Raw genomic sequence first — 15802 nt, forward strand, 5'->3', positions numbered from 1 at the left:
AGATGCTGATGCGGTAAGCTTGAGGCCATGAACCTCGACACCCGCATTAAATACCGCCACCTGCTGTGCTTCCTGGAGATTGCCCGGCAGGGCAGCCTGGCCAGGGCTGCCGACGTGCTCGCCATCAGTCAGCCGGCCATCTCCAAGACCCTCAAGGAACTCGAAGACCTGCTGGAAGCGCGCCTGTTCGCGCGTAGCCGGCAGGGCGTCGAGCTTACCCCGGCCGGGACCCGTTTCATGCGTTATGCCGGGCCCAGCGTGCAAGCCCTGCGCGATGGCGTCAGCAGCCTGCGCGGTGAAGCGCGGGCGCCGTCGCAGGTGCGTATTGGCGTGCTGTCGACGGTCGAGGGCCTGCTCATGCCCGAAGTGCTGTGCCGCATGCACCAGCGCCATGAAGCGCTGGTCATCAGCGTGGCCACCGGGGTCAGCGCGCAGCTGCTCGGTCAACTGCGCCTGGGCGAGCTGGAACTGGTGGTCGGGCGTATGACTGACAGCCCGCAGATCCAGGGGCTGTCGTTCGAACACCTGTACAGCGAGTCGATGAGCCTGGTGGTGCGCCCGGGCCACCCGCTGCTGGCCAGCACGCCCGTCGAGCGGGGGCAGGTCGGGCGTTACCCGCTCGTGCTGCCGCCCGCCGGGACCACCATCCGCCAGCACGCCGACAGCCTGTTTGTGCAATGCGGCATCCAGATGCCGGCGCAGCGCCTGGAGACCTTGTCGCTGGCTTTGAGCCGGCGTTATGTGCTGGGCAGTGATGGCCTGTGGGTGGCACCGCGCGATGCCGTGCTGCTCGACCTGCGCCGAGGCGAGCTGGTCGAGCTTGACCTGGGCGTGCGCGAGCCCGGCGGCTCGGTTGGCATCTGCCGCAATGCGGCCTTGCCGCAGAGCCTGCCGGGGCAGTGGGTATGCGAGGTGCTGCGTGAGGTGGCGGCGCAATATCGGGAGCAGTCGTATCCGTGAGCATCGTGGCCGTTGAGCGTTTCCAGCTGAGAAACGCTCGCACGGATCACCCCGGTAGCAATCACGTAGCCCGCAAGGAGACCGCGATCACACAAGGCACAGTGGAGCCTCGGTCCTCTTCGTCACGGCCACTGAGCAACAGGCGTTGGTTAGGTGTATCGAGGGCGATCGACCCCGTCGATGTATAGAAGCCGTCCTCGGGTAGATGAGCGCCGAACGTGCCATAACCGTGAGGAGGGACGAAGGTGGTGTCAAATTTGCCGTCCGAGGTGAAGCGAAAGGCAAGAGAGTGGGTATAGAACATGCCATAGCCGACCAGGCCGTTCGCTACCTCGACGCCTGCGTACCAGCCTCCGGGGCGGTCGAATACCAAAACGTTGCCGTCATTGAACTCTTTGGCTGGCTTGCCGGAATAGTCGATGCGGTAAACAGCCGGGTGGCTGATATCTGCATCGAGGGAGTAAAGTTCGCCATAAAAACTGAAGCGTTGAGAGATGGCATCCACTGAAAAGCCATTGTTGATCACCCAAGGGTCCGACCAATGCTGGCCATGATCGCCAAAGGCATCATCCATTGTTCCGTCGAGGGTCAAGGCCGTAGTGACGCTGTACGCATCGCCGTTGCGCATCAGGTACAGGGGTAGTAGCAGACGCTCCGGGCCAGAGGGGAGCGTGAAACTGGCAATACCATCGATGATGTGATCCTGGGCATTTGGAATCAGCTTGAGCACATCAAGGACGCCATCAGTCGCAAAACGCTTCCATAGCGCGCCTTCGAGGTCGAGCGCGATCACCACCGGTTCGAACATCTGAGGCCCGCGACGCAACCCGCTGGCGAAAATTCGATCTTTCGCCAGTGCCACGTGTTCAAGCAGCAGCTCTTCTTGGATCACATCACGAATATCTACGAATCCTTTGCCTTGGCCAAATGTGAGGTCCGGTTCCCCCGAGGCAGTCAATTTCCAGAGGTGACTTGTTGATTCACCCTCCACGCCCTCCACGAGGGCAATGATCAGTAAATTCCCTGCAGCATCTTCAACGAGGCCGCTCAGCCTGCTGTAGGCAGCTTTTGGTACCTGATTGAAATCGAAGACGCCATCGCCATGGAAGCCGCTATCCAACCCCCCGTGTTCATTCAAGCAAGCCACGAAGACCTTGAACTCATCGGTATTGGGGTTGCTACTCCTACCCATTACATAACTGCGCCCACGGCGTGTCCTGCTATTGATGACCCCATTACTATCGGCGCGAGACCCAGTTGCCTTTTCGAAGATACATGCAAGCCCGCCGACGCCATAATGTTGATCGATCGGCGCCTTCGGCAATGGAGTAGATGATGGGACCGGACCGGAGGGGAACAGGGTTGAACGGTTAGGCTTTCGTGAGGCGTTCATGACATTTCCTTTGAAAAGGGTACATGCAGAGCGCGCGGCCGCAATGGCGGGTCACTCAGATTTGGCAAATTACGTTGCCTGGTCATTGGAAAGCAGGCTCGAGTTCGGCGCTACTGGCAGAAATGTCAGGTTTTTCGGCTTGCTCGCTGAGCCTTTTGTTGTTTAAAAAGGCTGTTGGCTGCGAGGCGCTGTCGCTGCGAATGGTCAATACTGGCCATTGCCTCGGAAGATTGTGAAGAAGCGCACTGCCTACTGAACTTAGTCCGTGAAACCCGCTCCTATGCCGGTAGCCATTGGTCATGGCCGCCTGCTAAGCTCGCGGCTTTACCCTGATTGCCCTTATGGCGCATGAACAAGGAATTAGCATGAAACAGCATCGTTTGGCGGCTGCGGTTGCCCTGGTAGGCCTGGTACTGGCTGGCTGTGATCAACAGGCCAGCAGCCCCGAGCTGAAGACTCCGGCGCAGAAAGCCTCCTACGGTATCGGCCTGAACATGGGCAAGAGCCTGGCTCAGGAAGGCATGGAAGACCTTGATTCGAAATCGGTCGCTCTGGGCATCGAAGACGCGGTTGGCAAGAAAGAGCAACGCATCAAGGATGAAGAGCTGGTAGAGGCGTTCACCGCCTTGCAGAAACGTGCCGAAGAGCGTCTGGCCAAGGCCAGCGAAGAAGCCGCCTCGGCCGGCAAGAAGTTCCTCGAAGAAAACGCCAAGAAGCCTGGCGTGGTCACCACTGCCTCGGGCCTGCAGTACGAAGTGGTCAAGAAGGCCGATGGCCCGCAGCCCAAGCCGACCGACGTGGTCACTGTTCACTACGAAGGCAAGCTGATCGATGGCAAGGTGTTTGACAGCTCTGTGGAGCGTGGCAGCCCGATCGATCTGCCGGTCAGCGGTGTGATCCCGGGTTGGGTTGAAGGCCTGCAGTTGATGCACGTCGGCGAGAAGTACAAACTGTTCATCCCGGCTGAACTGGCTTACGGCGCACAAAGCCCAAGCCCGCTGATCCCGGCAAACTCGGTACTGGTGTTCGACCTGGAACTGATCGCCATCAAGGACCCGGCCCAACTGCAAGGCGCTGAGCCGGAAGCCGAGGCTCCAGCTGAAGCACCTGCCAAGTAACACTGGCTGGTGCTCGCCAAACGCCCCGTTCTGACGGGGCGTTTTCGTTTTTGGCGATTGGACGAACCTGCGACAACTGATACTGTCCGAGAAAATGCAGTGTGTAGATGTAGGATGTTTCTGACGCAAATCGTTTGCGGTCCGGCATCCACGGCTTGAAACGGCTGTGTAAAAAACGCCCGATCTGACCGTGGCCCTTGCCTGGCAGGCACCTGGGGTCAGAAACGTACCCCTGTTCACAAGGTTATCCACAATAAATGTGGATAACCTGTTCCGCCTGGAGGCTCCATGAGCGCACCTTGGAATTTTGCCCGTTTCCTGCCCTTGGCCGAGCGCCTGCTAAGCCGTGGCCGGCTGCCGGCCCTGCTGTTTGCAGTGGCCCGCAAAGGCCCGCGCCTCGGCCAGCTGCGTGAGGACGTGAAGCTGCTGCAGTCGCTGTGCCTGGCGTGGTGGCGCGGCGAGTATCGCGCCATAAGCCCCAAAGCGCTGGTCACCATTGTGGCCGGCTTGTTGTACTTCGTCAGCCCCATCGATGCCATCCCCGACTGGTTGCTGGGCGTGGGTTTTCTGGATGACATCGCCGTGCTGGGCTGGGTGTTGAAGACTGTGGCCGATGAACTGGCGCGCTTCAGGGCCTGGCGCGACAGCCAGGCACCCGAGCGGTTGCGCGTGGTCGAGCGCCTGCCAGCGACCCCGCAAGCGCTGGGCCTGGAGCGCAATACGCAGTGAAATCAGCCTGAATTGCTCCTCAACCGGACAGACCCCGGAGTTGGTAATATAATTGGCATAAGGGTTATGCCTACGGATTACATGCTGTAATCCTTTTTTAAGGGGTTTGTAATGGGTATTCAGGTCATCAGCCGGGACGGTCAACCCGAGTACGCCGTCGTTCCCTGGGAGCAGTACCAGGCACTGCTCAAGGCAGCAGGGCAGGCGCCTGCCGAGGCGGTTGCCACTGAAGATGCCGGCTCCGCTGCCGTGGCGCCCATGCCGGCGTTCAGTGAAGTAGGGCAGATCCGCCAGGCCAAGGGCATAGCCCCTGAGCAACTGGCGCGCAATGTCGGGGTGAGCCCGGCGTATCTGGCCATGATCGAGTCGGGCGAACGTCAGCCGGATGCTGCCATCCGACGCGCCTTGGCTTGGCACCTGGGGGTGGCTGGCTGGAGCGAGCCATCATGAGCCAGGTCAGGATCAGCCGTCAGCACTGGGAGAACCTGCTGGGCGAGCTTGATCTGGCCCGACGTCAACGTCACTTGCTGACCTACCGAGCGCTGATCGAGCGACTGCAACTGCCCAGCCCCGCCATGCAGACGCTGACTGCCGCGCTGGAGTACCTGGCAGTGCTGGATGCCCGTGCCGAGCAGCCGTTGCGCAGCTCGCTGGTAATCAGCCAGGGCGCCAGCCGTTTACCGCGCACCGGCTTTTTTGAATGTGTCGAACGGCTGGGGCGGTTTGCCGGGCCGGTCGATGGAATGGAGGCGGCCTCCTGGCATGCCTCCGAGGTGGCTCGGGTGTTCGAGTACAGCTACCCCGAAACCGCCTGATGGGGGCCTGTTCTGGCCCTGTCGCCGGCAAGCCAGCTCTCACAGGCACACCCCATCACTCAGAGCCTGTGCTGTACCTGTGGGAGCTGGCTTGCCGGCGATAGGGCCAGGGCAGGCAAACCATGCCGGTGGATCAATCCACAACCTTTGCCGTCAGCATCCACCACCTCCAATGCCTCCAGGTGCCGATGCCGCTCAAACAACTCCAGCAACTGCCCAAGCGTGGCGTTGAGCCGCACTGTCGGTTGCTCGGCCAACGGCACGCTGCCCAGCGCCGGTAACGGCCAGCTTTCCCGTACGCCCAGCTCTTGCGGGCGCCCCAGCAGGTAGCCCTGCACCAGGTCTACCCCCATCTCGGTCAGCACTGCCAGCTCCTCTGCCAGCTCGATGCCTTCGGCAATCACCTGTGCCTTCGATGCCCGGGCAATCTGCAAGATCGAGCCAACGAACTCGCGCTTGAGCGGGTCGCGGTGAATACCGTCGATGAAGTGGCGGTCGATCTTCACGTATTCAGGGCGCAACTCCGACCACAGGCGCAAGCTTGAATAGCCCGCGCCCAGATCGTCGAGGGCTATTGAAAAGCCCATGTCACGGTAGTGGTGCAGCGCATTTGACAGCAGCTGGAAGTCGTCGGTCGGGGTGTGCTCGGTCAGCTCGATTACCACCCGGCTGGGCGGCAGGCCGACCTGCTCCAGCAGCTTCAGGGTGAGGCCGGACGGGTAGTGCGGCTCCAGCAGCGATTCAGGCGAGATGTTGAGAAACAGCTTGCCCTGCAACTGCTGTTCGCTAAAGCGCCGGCAGGCACTTTCCCGGCAAGCGGCTTCCAGCTCGGTGAGGCGGCCGGCCTGGCGGGCGATGCTGAACAGGTTCAGGGGGGCATGCAGCGGGCTGTTGGACGGCCCGCGGCTCAGCGCTTCATGGCCGAAAACCCGTTGCTCGCTCAGGCACATGATCGGCTGAAACAGACTGTGGATGCTGCGTTGAGCCAGGATGGCACTCAAGGCACTGAGCTGTTCGGCGACGGTCATGACGTATTCCTGAAAATGAAAGGGCCGGGCATTTGCATGCCCGGCCACCGTATTTCACGACAGCGCGATGACTGTTTGATGACAGGTCGCACTATTTTGCCATCACTGCCGACTCGCCTTACTTCTTGGCCACCTTGGTGCTGGCGCTGAGGTAGTCGATCAGGATACGACCGGTTTCCGAAAGGTAGGCGTCGTCTTCCGGCTTGGTGTTTTCGTCCTCGACCGGCAGCGCGTCCTCGTCCTCTTTTTTCAGCTCTTTGAGCGGCTCTTCACCCTTGGCCTTGCGGCGGATGTTCTCCAGCGCCAGCTGTTTGGCTTCGATTTCGTCGTGGCGTGCACGGCGGTCCTGCTCGTTCAGGCTGACGGTTTTTTCGGTCATCAGCTTCTGCGTCAGGGCAAGGCGGTCGCGAATGTAGGTGAACTCGGCATCCTTGTCGCTGCGCGCTTCATGTTGCGCCTTGAGCATGGCCAGGTAAGGCTTGAACGGGTCCGCCGCCGGCTTGACTACCGGGCGGATGGTGTCCCACGGCATGGCTTCGGGCAGAGCGCTCTCGCCGATTTCCTTGGTATCGATGATCGACGGGTAGTCGATGTCCGGCAGTACGCCCTGATGCTGGGTGCTCTGCCCGGAAACCCGGTAGAACTTGGCCAGGGTCAGCTTCAGCTCGCCATGGTTGAGCGGCTGGATGGTCTGCACGGTGCCTTTGCCGAAGGTCTGGCCACCGATGATCAGCGCGCGGTGGTAGTCCTGCATGGCGCCCGCGAAGATCTCTGACGCCGAGGCCGACAGGCGGTTGACCAGCAACGCCAGTGGGCCTTTGTAGAAGGCACCCGGGTTTTCGTCTTCGAGCACGTCTACGCGGCCGTCGCTGTTACGCACCAGCACGGTCGGGCCTTTCTCGATGAACAGGCTGGTCAGCTCGGTGGCTTCCTGCAGGGAGCCGCCGCCGTTGTTGCGCAGGTCGATGACCACGCCGTCGACTTTCTCTTTCTGCAGCTCGGTGAGCAGTTTCTTCACGTCACGCGTGGTGCTCTTGTATTCCGGGTCACCGGCGCGATAAGCCTTGAAGTCGAGGTAGAAGGCCGGGATCTCGATGATACCCAGTTTGTAGTCACGCCCGTCCTGCTTGAGCTTGAGCACCGACTTTTTCGCCGCCTGCTCTTCGAGTTTTACCGCTTCACGGGTGATCGACACGATCTTGCTGGTCTGGTCGCTCGGCGCATTGCTGGCGGGGATGACTTCCAGGCGTACCACCGAGCCTTTCGGGCCACGGATCAGCTTGACCACCTCGTCCAGGCGCCAGCCGACAACGTCGACCATCTCCTTGTTGCCCTGGGCCACGCCGATGATCTTGTCGGCCGGTGCTACCTGCTTGGTCTTGGCTGCCGGGCCTGCCGGCACCAGGCGTACGATCTTGACCTGGTCGTTGTCGCTTTGCAGCACCGCGCCGATGCCTTCGAGCGACAGGCTCATGTTGATGTCGAAGTTTTCCGCGTTGTCTGGCGACAGGTAGTTGGTGTGCGGGTCATAGGACTGGGCGAAGGTGTTGATATAGGCCTGGAAGATATCCTCGGCACGGGTCTGGTCCAGGCGCGCCAGCTGATTCTTGTAGCGCTTGATCAGGGTTTCCTGGATCTGCTTGGGTTCCTTGCCGGCGATCTTCTGGCGCAGCACCTCGTCCTTGACGCGTTTGCGCCACAGGTCGTCGAGCTCGGCCTGGTCCTTCATCCACGGTGCGTCCTTGCGGTCGATCAGCAAGGTTTCCTTGGCGGTGAAGTCGATCTTGTCCACGCCTTTGTTCAGCTCGGCCAGGGCGAAGTCCAGGCGCTGCTTGACACGGTCCAGGTAGCGTTTGTAGATGGTGAAGCCCGGGTCCAGGTTACCGCTCTTGAGGAAATCGTCGAATTGCGTTTTCCACTTGTCGAATTCGGCAATGTCGGCAGCGGTGAAGTAGCTGCGCGCCGGGTCCAGCAGCTTGATGTAGCTGTCGTAGATGATGACCGAGCGGGCATCGTCCAGCGGCGGCTTGCTGTAGTGGTGGCGCTTGAGCAATTCCACCACGTTGAGGCTGGCGACGATCTCGTCGCGGTCCGGCTGCAGGCCGTCCCACTTGTTGGCGGCCGCTGCATTGCCGCCGAGCGCGAGGCTGCCCAGGCCGATCATTACAGCGAGGGCGGTGCTTGGGAGGAAATGCTTCATGCTGATTCGACGTGGAGGCAATTGATCACGCATAGTAGGCCGTCTTTTCCGTTGCCGGTTCCATGGAACCGGGCAAATACTGCAAAAAGCCTGGGGTGTGCGTTCCCCAGGCCCAGTCATGATTCAACTATGGAGGCACTGTGAAGGCATTGCAAGGCGTTGACGGACATGTGGAGTGGGTCGAGGCCGAACGCCCGGCCTGTGACGCGGGCCAAGTGCGCATTCGCGTGGCTGCTGCGGGCCTGAACCGCGCCGATCTGCTGCAGATGAAAGGTTTGTACCCGCCACCGCCAGGCGCCAGCCCATACATGGGCCTTGAATGCGCCGGGGTGGTCGAGGAAGTGGGCGCCGGCGCCGACTGGCGCGTGGGCGACCGGGTGTGCGCACTGCTGGCCAGTGGCGCCATGGCCGAGGAAGTGGTGGTCGATGCCCGTCATGTACTGCCGGTGCCCGAAGGGCTCAGCCTGCATGAAGCGGCAGCCTTGCCGGAGGTGTATGCCACTGCCTGGCTGAACATCTTCCAGCTGGGGGGTGTGAAGGCCGGTGAGAAGGTGCTGGTGCATGCTGGCGCCAGTGGCGTTGGCTCGGCTGCCATCCAGCTGTGCAAGGCATTCGGCAGCCCGGTGTGGGTCAGCGTCGGCTCGCCGGATCGCCTGGCCTATTGCGAAGCGCTGGGCGCTGCGGGGGGTGTGGTACGTAACGAGAACCTGGATGCACTGGAAGGTTTCGGGCCGTTCGACGTGATTCTCGACCCGGTGGGCGCCAGCTACGGCGAACTCAACCTCAAGCTGCTGGCCCGTGACGGGCGCTGGGTGATCATCGGCCTGATGGGCGGGCGCAAGTTTGAGCTGGACTTGGCCCAGGTGCTGGGCAAGCGCCTGGAAATTACCGGCTCAACGCTGCGCAACCGCGATGACGGCTTCAAGGCCGAGTTGCTGCGTGAGCTGCAACAGCAAGTGTGGCCGCTGTTCGCCGAAGGGCGTTTGTCACCCCAGCTGGTCGATACCTACCCGGTGGAGTTTGCCCAGGCGGCGTATGCCGAGCTTGAGACCAACCAGGTGTCGGGCAAGCTGGTAATGGTGATCGACCCAAGCCTGGTGTAAGCAGGCCCGGCCCCTTCGCGGGCACGCCCGCTCCCACAAAGACCCCACAATGTCCGAGCGTGTGGTGATACCTGTGGGAGCGGGCGTGCCCGCGAAGAGGCCCACACAAATCTTCAGGACCAGCTAAGGATCGGCCAGCCATTGGTCTGGGCATGCTCGCGCAACACCGCATCCGGGTTCACCACATGCGGGTGATCCACCTTCAGCAGCAGCGGCAGGTCATTGCGTGAATCGGAATAGAAGCTCGCCCCCTCCAGATTCTCCTGCTCCTGATCCAGCCATTCCAGCAGCCGGGTGATCTTGCCTTCGCGGTAGGTCAGTACCCCGTGAGTCTTGCCCGTATACACCCCGTTCACCGCCTCTAGCTCAATCGCCAGGTATTCATCCACCCCCAGCCGTGCCGCAATCGGCCCGACGAGGTGCGTCCCCGAAGCGGAAATGATCAGAATGCGGTCCCCACGCTGGCGGTGCTCGGCAATGCAGCGGCAGGCGTCGCCAAAGATGATCGGCTCTATCACGTCTTCTACCCACGGCTCCACCAGGTGCTCGACTTCTTCCAGGGTACGCCCGGCAATCGGCTCCAGGCTGAAGGCCATGTACTCCTCCATCCGCAGGTGGCCCTTGCCATAGGCCTCCATCAGTTCATGGTCGCGGCGCAGGAACGCTTTGCCGTCTACCCAGCCCAGCCGGGCCATCTGCTCGCTCCACAGCGACGCGCAGTCACCGTGGATCAAGGTTTCGTCCAGATCGAAAATTGCCAGTGCCATTGTGTTGAATCTCCTTAAGCCACTTCCCGCAGCGCCGTGGGGTCGATGGACAAGCTTACCCGTTTCCCGTCCCCGTGCAGGTCGGCCGGCGAGCGGTTGAGCACGTCGACCACCAACTCCACCTCGCGCACGTTTACCCGGTAGCGGATCACATTGCCCAGCAGGCTGTGGCTGCGGACTTCGGCATCCAGTTCGCCGTTGACGCCCAAGGTGATCGACTCTGGGCGGATCGCCAGGCGGCTGGTGACCGGGCGCTGCAACAGGCGGCTGGCGCTTTCGGCGTCGAGCAGGTTGTAGTTGCCGATAAAGCCGGCGGCAAACAGGTCCACAGGCGCTGTGTAGAGGGTTTCGGCATCGCCGCTCTGGACGATACGCCCCTGATTCATCAGAAAGATGCGGTCGGACAGGGTCAGCGCTTCTTCCTGGTCGTGGGTGACGAAGATAGTGGTTAGCCCCAGCTCGCGCTGGATGGCACGAATCTGCTCGCGCAGGTGTTTGCGAATACGCGCATCCAGTGCCGACAGCGGCTCGTCGAGCAGCAGCAGGCGCGGGCGGGTAACCAGTGAGCGGGCCAGGGCCACGCGCTGGCACTGGCCGCCAGACAACTGGTGCGGGTAGCGCCCGGCAAAGTTGCCCAGCTCCACCAGCGCCAGCACCTCACGGACACGGGCCTGGCTTTCGTCGGCCTTGACCTTCTGCATGCGCAAGCCAAACGCCACGTTCTGTTCCACGGTCATGTTGGGGAACAGCGCGTAACTCTGGAACACCATGCCAATGCCACGCTTCTGCGGGCTCAGCGGCACGATGTCGTGGCCGTCGAGAAGGATCTGCCCGCTGTCCACCGGCGTCAGCCCGGCGATGCAGCGCAACAGGGTGGACTTGCCGCAGCCGGACGGGCCCAGCAGGGTCACGAACTCGCCGCGCTCGATGTGGCAGTCGATGTTCTCGAACACCGGGCTGCCGGCGTAGCTTTTCTGCAGGTTCTGTACGCTGACGAAGCTCATGTCAGGTCTTGTCCTTGTTCAGGCGGTTGGCGACCCAGGTCAGTACCAGCACGAAGGCGAAGTACGAGATCACCAGTGCGCTGTTGAAGTGGCCGCTGCTGTTGCGCATGTTGTTCAGGTACACCTGCAGGGTCTCGTAGCGGGTGCCGACCAGCAGGTTGGCGAACACAAACTCGCCGAACAGGAACGAGAACGACAGCAGTAGCGCCACCATCAGGCCCTTGCGCAGGTTGGGCAGCACCACCAGCAGCGCTGCCTGCCAGGTGCTGGCGCCGAGTAGCTGGGCGGCGTCCATCAGGTCGCGCAGGTTGATTGCCTGCAGGTTGTTGGTAATGGCCCGGTACATGAACGGCAGGGCAATGGTGAAATAGCAGCCGATCAGGATCCACGGCGTGCCCACCATGGCCATCGGCCCGCTGCCATACAGTTGCAGCAGCCCCACCGAGGACACCACCGGCGGTACCGCGAACGGTAGCAGGATGAGCATGTTCATCAACGCATCGAGCCGCGGGAAGTGGTAGTGCACCACGAACAGCAGCGGCAGGATCAGCACCACCGACAGCAGCAGCGCGCCCAGGCACACCAGCAGCGACTGGCCGAAGGCGGCGAGGAAGCGCGGCTCACTCCACAGTGCCACGTACCATTTCAGGGTCAGGCCGCTGGGCAGCAGGCTGGCCGACCAGCTGGTGGCCAGCGAATAGAGCAGGGTGCCGGCCAGTGGCAGCAGCAGGATCAAGAACAGCAGGTAGACCACAACGCGGTGGTACCAGCCGCCGGAACGGGCGTCAGCGCGCATGGTAGCTCCTCTTCAGCAGCCATTGATGCACCACCGTGACCAGCGTCATCAGCCCCACCAGCACCATGGCCAGGGCGCTGGCCAGGTTCGGGTCGAGGCTGATGTCCCCGGCTACCAGGCCAGCGATACGGATCGGCAGTACGTTGAAGTTGCCGGTGGTCAACGCGTACACGGTGGCGTATGCACCGAGGGCGTTGGCCAGCAGGATGACGAAGGTGCCCAGCAGTGCCGGGGTGAGCACCGGCAGGCCGATGTGCCGCCAGTATTGCCAGTGGTTGGCGCCAAGCAGGGCGGCCGACTCGCGCCAGTCTTCACGCAGGGCGTCGAAGGCGGGGTAGAGCAGCAACACACCCAGCGGGATCTGGAAGTAGGTGTACACCAGGATCAGCCCGCTTTTGGAATAGATACTGAAGTCTTCCAGCAGGCCGACCTGCTTCAGCAGCAGTGTCAGCGCGCCGTTGAACCCGAGCAGGATGATGAAGGCGAACGCCAGCGGCACGCCGGCAAAGTTGCTGGTCATGTTGGCGAAGGCGCTGACGAAGTCGCGCAGCTTCGAGTCCACCTGGCGCAACGAATAGGCGCCAAGGGTGGCGATGACGATGCCGAACAGGCTCGACCAGAAGCTGATCTCCAGGCTGCGTTGTATGGCCTGCAGGTAGAACTTGGAGCTGAACACCTTGCTGAAGTTTTCGACGCCCCAGCCGGCTTCCGATTGCACGCTGTTGATCGCCACCCAGGCCAACGGGGCAATCTGGAAGATGACGAAGAACACGGCAAACGGCAGCAAGCAAAGCAGGGCCAGGTAGCGGCCACGGGCGCCGCTGCGCTTGGGTGTGGTCACTTCAGCAGCTCCCGGCACACGGTCTTGTCGTGGGCAGCGCCCAGCAGCTCGCATAGGGTGCCGCACAGCTCGGTCTGCAGCGGCTTGGCCGCCGGGTCCAGGCTGAAGGCGTCACCAAAGACGAACAGCGGCACTTCGCGCTCCTCGGTCAGCAGGCCGTTGTGCGAGCGGTCGTTGTTCATGCCGTGGTCGGCGGTGACCATTACCTGATAGCCCTCTTCGAGCCAGCCTGGCAGGTAGTCGGCCAGCAAGATATCGACGCTGCGCGCTGCGTTGCGGTACTGGCTGCTGTCCAGGCCGTGGCGGTGGCCGACATCGTCGATGCTCATCGGGTGCACCAGCAGGAAGTTGGGGGCATGGCGACGGCGCAGGTATTCGCCATCCGCCAGCAGATGCGAATCGGGGTAACGGTCGTCCCAGTAGAACAGCCCATGCTGGATCGGCAGCTTCGGCGCGTGGGTATGGCGGTCGCGCTGGGGGTCGAAAGGCGAGCGGTTGTACAGCTCACTCATCCAGTGATAGGCCGCCGCTGCGGTGCCCAGGTTGGCTTCGCGGGCGTAGTGGAACACGCTGCGCTGGTTGGACAGGCGGTTGACGTTATTGTGCACGATGCCGCTGTCGATGGGCGGCACGCCGGTGAGGATGCATTCGTACAACGGCCGTGACAGCGACGGCAGCTCGCATTCCACGCGGTACAGCGCGGCGCGGTCGGCCTCTACATAGGCATGCAGGTGGCCCATGGCGTGGTGGGCGACCTGATAGTTCAGGCCGTCTAGCAGGACCAGGATGACGTTGTGTTGCATGGTGGCTCCAGTCATAAACCGCGTTGGCTTCTTCGCGGGCATGCCCGCTCCCACAGGGTTTTGCACGGCCTCTGTGGGAGCGGGCGTGCCCGCGAAGGGGCCGGGTCAGGCACTAGGCAAGCTAGCCGTTTATTCCATCTCGATGATCACTTGCTCCTGCCACATCTGTGGCAGTTTCTTCGAGGTGGCTTCCCAGGCTTCGGCATTCTTGATCGGCTGGGCAGCTCCGTATTGCTCGTTAGGCAGCAACTTGGCCTGCACATCCGCCGGCAGCTTCAGGTGCTCGGCACGGATGGGCCGGGCATGCCCCTGGGCCAGGTTGATCTGCCCGGCATCGCTGAAGATGTATTCACGGGTCAGTTTGGCCGCGTTGGGGTGCTTGGCGTATTTGTTGATGACCGTGGTATAGCCGGAAATCACCGAGCCATCCGACGGGATCAGCACTTCAAAGCGCTTGGGGTCGATCTGTTCACGGTAGCTCAAGCCGTTGAAGTCCCACACCACGCCGACTTCCACCTCGCCTTTCTCCAGGGTCTGGATGGTCGGGTTGGCCAGCGACAGGCGCTTTTGCTGGGCCAGTTTGGTGAACAGTTGCAGGCCGGGGGCCACGTTGCTTTCATCGCCTTTGTAGGCGATGGCGGCGGCGAGCACGCCGTTGGCGGCCTGGGCGGCAGTGCCGACGTCGCCGATGGCGACCTTGTACTTGCCTTTTTCCAGGTCATGCCAGGTTTTCGGCCGTTCCTCTTCCTTGACCAGGTCCTTGTTGATGATGAAGGCAATGGTGCCGGTATAGGCCAGCGCCCAGTGGCCGTCCTTGTCCTTGGCCCACTCCGGCACCTGGTCCCAGGTGCTTGGCTTGTATGGCTGGCTCACGCCCTTGGTCACCGCGATAGGGCCGAAGGCGGCCCCCACATCGCCAATGTCGGCGCTGGCGTTGTCCTTCTCGGCTTCGAACTTGGCAAGTTCCTGTGCCGAGCTCATGTCGGTGTCGCTGTGTTTGAGGCCGTATTTGCTGGCCAGGTCTTCCCAGGTGCCTTTCCAGTTGGCCCAGGCATCGGGCATGCCCACGCTGTTGACGGTGCCTTCCTTGCGGGCGGCATCTTCCAGGGCCTTGAGGTCCTCGGCCATGGCCGAGGTACAGAACGCGATGGCCGAACCGAGCAGTGACGCCATGAACAACTTTTTCATCCGTAGCTCCTTGAGTGGGTGCCTTTAACCGATCGTTGTTATGAGTGAAGCCGTTGCCTGGAACCTTTGGTCTAGGTCAGCAAACCTTGAGCCAAGGTAGGCCGCTTGCGTGACAATTTGATGTAGGGAAGGGCCCGCCAAGGTGTCGACGGGCTCCTGGCAATACAGCGTAGACCATGGTGAACCCCCGGTTTTGCGGGGCTGGCCCGATTCTGGCAGTACCCCGTCGGCAGCCTTGTCACAGGATGTTCATCAGCCCTGCCTAGGCTTGCACTATTCTCCAAGTGCCCTGTTCTGGGGCTGGACTAGTCCAGATAGGTAACCATTCATGCAGCCGATGCCACCGCGTGCGGTAACAGCCATCTGCCATGCCCTGCTGGAGCAAATCGAGCACGGCCTGCTGGCGCCCGGCGGCAAGCTGCCGGCCGAGCGCAAGCTCAGCGAGGTGTTCGACACCACGCGCATCACCCTGCGTGAGGCACTGGCGCAGCTGGAGGCCCAGGGCCTGATCTACCGCGAAGAGCGTCGCGGCTGGTTCGTCGCGCCCGAGCGGCTCACCTACGACCTGATCGAGCGCAGCCACTTCCATGCTATGGTGCGCGATCAGGGGCGTGTGGCCACTACCGAACTCCTCTCGGCACGGCTGCAGCCAGCGTCGGCGGCCATCTGTGCCCGCTTGCAGCTACCGGCGTTGTCCAGCGTGGTGCGAATCTGCCGCTTGCGGCGAATTGACGGGCGCGCGGTGCTGTATGCCGAGCACTACCTGAATCCCCGTTATTTTCCGGGCATTCTCGAACAGGACCTGGCGCAGTCGCTGACCGAGATTTATGGGCGGGTGTATGGCATCCGGTACGGGCAGGTATGCTTCGAAATCTTGCCGACGGCATTGCCGGTGGAGGCAGCAGGGGCGTTGAAGGTGTCGGTGGGCAGCCCGGGGCTGCACATTACGCGGGTCAACAGCGACCAGCATGGGCACCTGATCGACTGTGACCTGGAGTATTGGCGGCATGATGCCATCCGCATCCGTGCACAGGCCGGTTGATCTTGGATTCTGGGC

General features: G+C 62.1%; 16 protein-coding genes. 7 read left to right on the top strand and 9 right to left on the bottom strand.

Annotation, left to right across the window (positions count from 1 at the left end):
• Positions 1–27: 27 nt before the first annotated feature.
• Positions 28–960, top strand: a complete 933-nt coding sequence (gene pcaQ / locus OZ911_RS06150; protein WP_016485305.1) for a pca operon transcription factor PcaQ — start codon at positions 28–30, stop codon at positions 958–960.
• A gap of 61 nt (positions 961–1021) precedes the next feature.
• Here pcaQ and OZ911_RS06155 read toward each other — a convergent pair whose 3' ends face one another.
• Complete coding sequence (locus tag OZ911_RS06155) at positions 1022–2353, bottom strand: hypothetical protein (protein WP_256549420.1); 1332 nt, start codon at positions 2351–2353, stop codon at positions 1022–1024.
• A gap of 365 nt (positions 2354–2718) precedes the next feature.
• On the opposite strand from OZ911_RS06155, the gene bamJ reads away from it, so the two are divergent.
• From bamJ to OZ911_RS06175, 4 genes are all read left to right on the top strand, one after another.
• Positions 2719–3471, top strand: coding sequence for a BamJ family beta-barrel-assembly machinery protein (gene bamJ, locus OZ911_RS06160; protein ID WP_016485307.1), 753 nt, complete (start codon positions 2719–2721; stop codon positions 3469–3471).
• Between the two features lie 288 nt (positions 3472–3759).
• On the top strand, positions 3760–4200 hold the full coding sequence (locus OZ911_RS06165) for a YkvA family protein (RefSeq protein ID WP_016485308.1): 441 nt from the start codon (positions 3760–3762) through the stop codon (positions 4198–4200).
• Between the two features lie 111 nt (positions 4201–4311).
• The gene (locus tag OZ911_RS06170) at positions 4312–4650 is read left to right on the top strand and encodes a helix-turn-helix domain-containing protein (RefSeq protein WP_016485309.1); all 339 of its coding nucleotides are present in this window, start codon (positions 4312–4314) and stop codon (positions 4648–4650) included.
• Positions 4647–5015 carry a hypothetical protein gene (locus OZ911_RS06175; protein WP_016485310.1) on the top strand — a complete coding sequence of 123 codons (369 nt, stop codon included), beginning with the start codon at positions 4647–4649 and terminating at the stop codon, positions 5013–5015. Before OZ911_RS06170 ends, OZ911_RS06175 begins: the two co-directional genes overlap by 4 nt.
• A 59-nt stretch (positions 5016–5074) precedes the next feature.
• Here OZ911_RS06175 and OZ911_RS06180 read toward each other — a convergent pair whose 3' ends face one another.
• Complete coding sequence (locus tag OZ911_RS06180; RefSeq protein ID WP_023047312.1) at positions 5075–6043, bottom strand: EAL domain-containing protein; 969 nt, start codon at positions 6041–6043, stop codon at positions 5075–5077.
• Positions 6044–6161: 118 nt separating this feature from the next.
• Entirely contained in the window at positions 6162–8243 is a 2082-nt protein-coding gene (locus tag OZ911_RS06185) for a carboxy terminal-processing peptidase (RefSeq protein WP_016485312.1), read from the bottom strand.
• Positions 8244–8383: 140 nt separating this feature from the next.
• Between OZ911_RS06185 and OZ911_RS06190 the strand changes: the two genes are divergently transcribed.
• Positions 8384–9346 (top strand): NAD(P)H-quinone oxidoreductase, encoded by a 963-nt coding sequence (locus tag OZ911_RS06190; RefSeq protein ID WP_016485313.1) that lies wholly within the window; start codon positions 8384–8386, stop codon positions 9344–9346.
• A 113-nt stretch (positions 9347–9459) separates the two neighbouring features.
• Here the strand turns inward: OZ911_RS06190 and OZ911_RS06195 are convergent, their stop codons facing one another.
• The 6 genes from OZ911_RS06195 to OZ911_RS06220 all read right to left on the bottom strand — a co-directional run bounded on the left by OZ911_RS06195 (position 9460) and on the right by OZ911_RS06220 (position 14745).
• Positions 9460–10113 (bottom strand): HAD family hydrolase, encoded by a 654-nt coding sequence (locus OZ911_RS06195; RefSeq protein WP_016485314.1) that lies wholly within the window; start codon positions 10111–10113, stop codon positions 9460–9462.
• A 14-nt stretch (positions 10114–10127) separates the two neighbouring features.
• Positions 10128–11117, bottom strand: a complete 990-nt coding sequence (locus tag OZ911_RS06200) for an ABC transporter ATP-binding protein (protein ID WP_016485315.1) — start codon at positions 11115–11117, stop codon at positions 10128–10130.
• Position 11118: 1 nt separating this feature from the next.
• Positions 11119–11913, bottom strand: a complete 795-nt coding sequence (locus tag OZ911_RS06205; protein ID WP_016485316.1) for an ABC transporter permease — start codon at positions 11911–11913, stop codon at positions 11119–11121.
• Positions 11903–12754, bottom strand: coding sequence for an ABC transporter permease (locus OZ911_RS06210; RefSeq protein WP_016485317.1), 852 nt, complete (start codon positions 12752–12754; stop codon positions 11903–11905). The genes OZ911_RS06205 and OZ911_RS06210 overlap by 11 nt, the downstream gene beginning before the upstream one ends.
• On the bottom strand, positions 12751–13557 hold the full coding sequence (locus tag OZ911_RS06215; protein WP_023047314.1) for an alkaline phosphatase family protein: 807 nt from the start codon (positions 13555–13557) through the stop codon (positions 12751–12753). The genes OZ911_RS06210 and OZ911_RS06215 overlap by 4 nt, the downstream gene beginning before the upstream one ends.
• A 129-nt stretch (positions 13558–13686) precedes the next feature.
• Positions 13687–14745: an ABC transporter substrate-binding protein gene (locus OZ911_RS06220; RefSeq protein WP_016485319.1), complete on the bottom strand. Its 1059-nt coding sequence runs from the start codon at positions 14743–14745 to the stop codon at positions 13687–13689.
• A gap of 328 nt (positions 14746–15073) precedes the next feature.
• Between OZ911_RS06220 and OZ911_RS06225 the strand changes: the two genes are divergently transcribed.
• Entirely contained in the window at positions 15074–15787 is a 714-nt protein-coding gene (locus tag OZ911_RS06225) for a UTRA domain-containing protein (protein ID WP_023047315.1), read from the top strand.
• Positions 15788–15802 lie beyond the last annotated feature (15 nt).

The sequence above is a fragment of the Pseudomonas fortuita genome, from assembly GCF_026898135.2.
In the GTDB taxonomy this organism is placed as follows: domain Bacteria; phylum Pseudomonadota; class Gammaproteobacteria; order Pseudomonadales; family Pseudomonadaceae; genus Aquipseudomonas; species Aquipseudomonas fortuita.

Excerpts from the sequence above, each read along its gene's own strand:
- OZ911_RS06185 (WP_016485312.1), bottom strand. The coding sequence starts at position 8,243 with ATGAAGCATTTCCTCCCAAGCACCGCCCTCGCTGTAATGATCGGCCTG.
- OZ911_RS06170 (WP_016485309.1), top strand. The coding sequence starts at position 4,312 with ATGGGTATTCAGGTCATCAGCCGGGACGGTCAACCCGAGTACGCCGTC.
- OZ911_RS06200 (WP_016485315.1), bottom strand. The coding sequence starts at position 11,117 with ATGAGCTTCGTCAGCGTACAGAACCTGCAGAAAAGCTACGCCGGCAGC.
- OZ911_RS06215 (WP_023047314.1), bottom strand. The coding sequence starts at position 13,557 with ATGCAACACAACGTCATCCTGGTCCTGCTAGACGGCCTGAACTATCAG.
- OZ911_RS06225 (WP_023047315.1), top strand. The coding sequence starts at position 15,074 with ATGCAGCCGATGCCACCGCGTGCGGTAACAGCCATCTGCCATGCCCTG.
- OZ911_RS06180 (WP_023047312.1), bottom strand. The coding sequence starts at position 6,043 with ATGACCGTCGCCGAACAGCTCAGTGCCTTGAGTGCCATCCTGGCTCAA.
- OZ911_RS06165 (WP_016485308.1), top strand. The coding sequence starts at position 3,760 with ATGAGCGCACCTTGGAATTTTGCCCGTTTCCTGCCCTTGGCCGAGCGC.
- pcaQ (WP_016485305.1), top strand. The coding sequence starts at position 28 with ATGAACCTCGACACCCGCATTAAATACCGCCACCTGCTGTGCTTCCTG.
- OZ911_RS06205 (WP_016485316.1), bottom strand. The coding sequence starts at position 11,913 with ATGCGCGCTGACGCCCGTTCCGGCGGCTGGTACCACCGCGTTGTGGTC.
- OZ911_RS06220 (WP_016485319.1), bottom strand. The coding sequence starts at position 14,745 with ATGAAAAAGTTGTTCATGGCGTCACTGCTCGGTTCGGCCATCGCGTTC.
- OZ911_RS06155 (WP_256549420.1), bottom strand. The coding sequence starts at position 2,353 with ATGAACGCCTCACGAAAGCCTAACCGTTCAACCCTGTTCCCCTCCGGT.
- OZ911_RS06195 (WP_016485314.1), bottom strand. The coding sequence starts at position 10,113 with ATGGCACTGGCAATTTTCGATCTGGACGAAACCTTGATCCACGGTGAC.
- OZ911_RS06175 (WP_016485310.1), top strand. The coding sequence starts at position 4,647 with ATGAGCCAGGTCAGGATCAGCCGTCAGCACTGGGAGAACCTGCTGGGC.
- bamJ (WP_016485307.1), top strand. The coding sequence starts at position 2,719 with ATGAAACAGCATCGTTTGGCGGCTGCGGTTGCCCTGGTAGGCCTGGTA.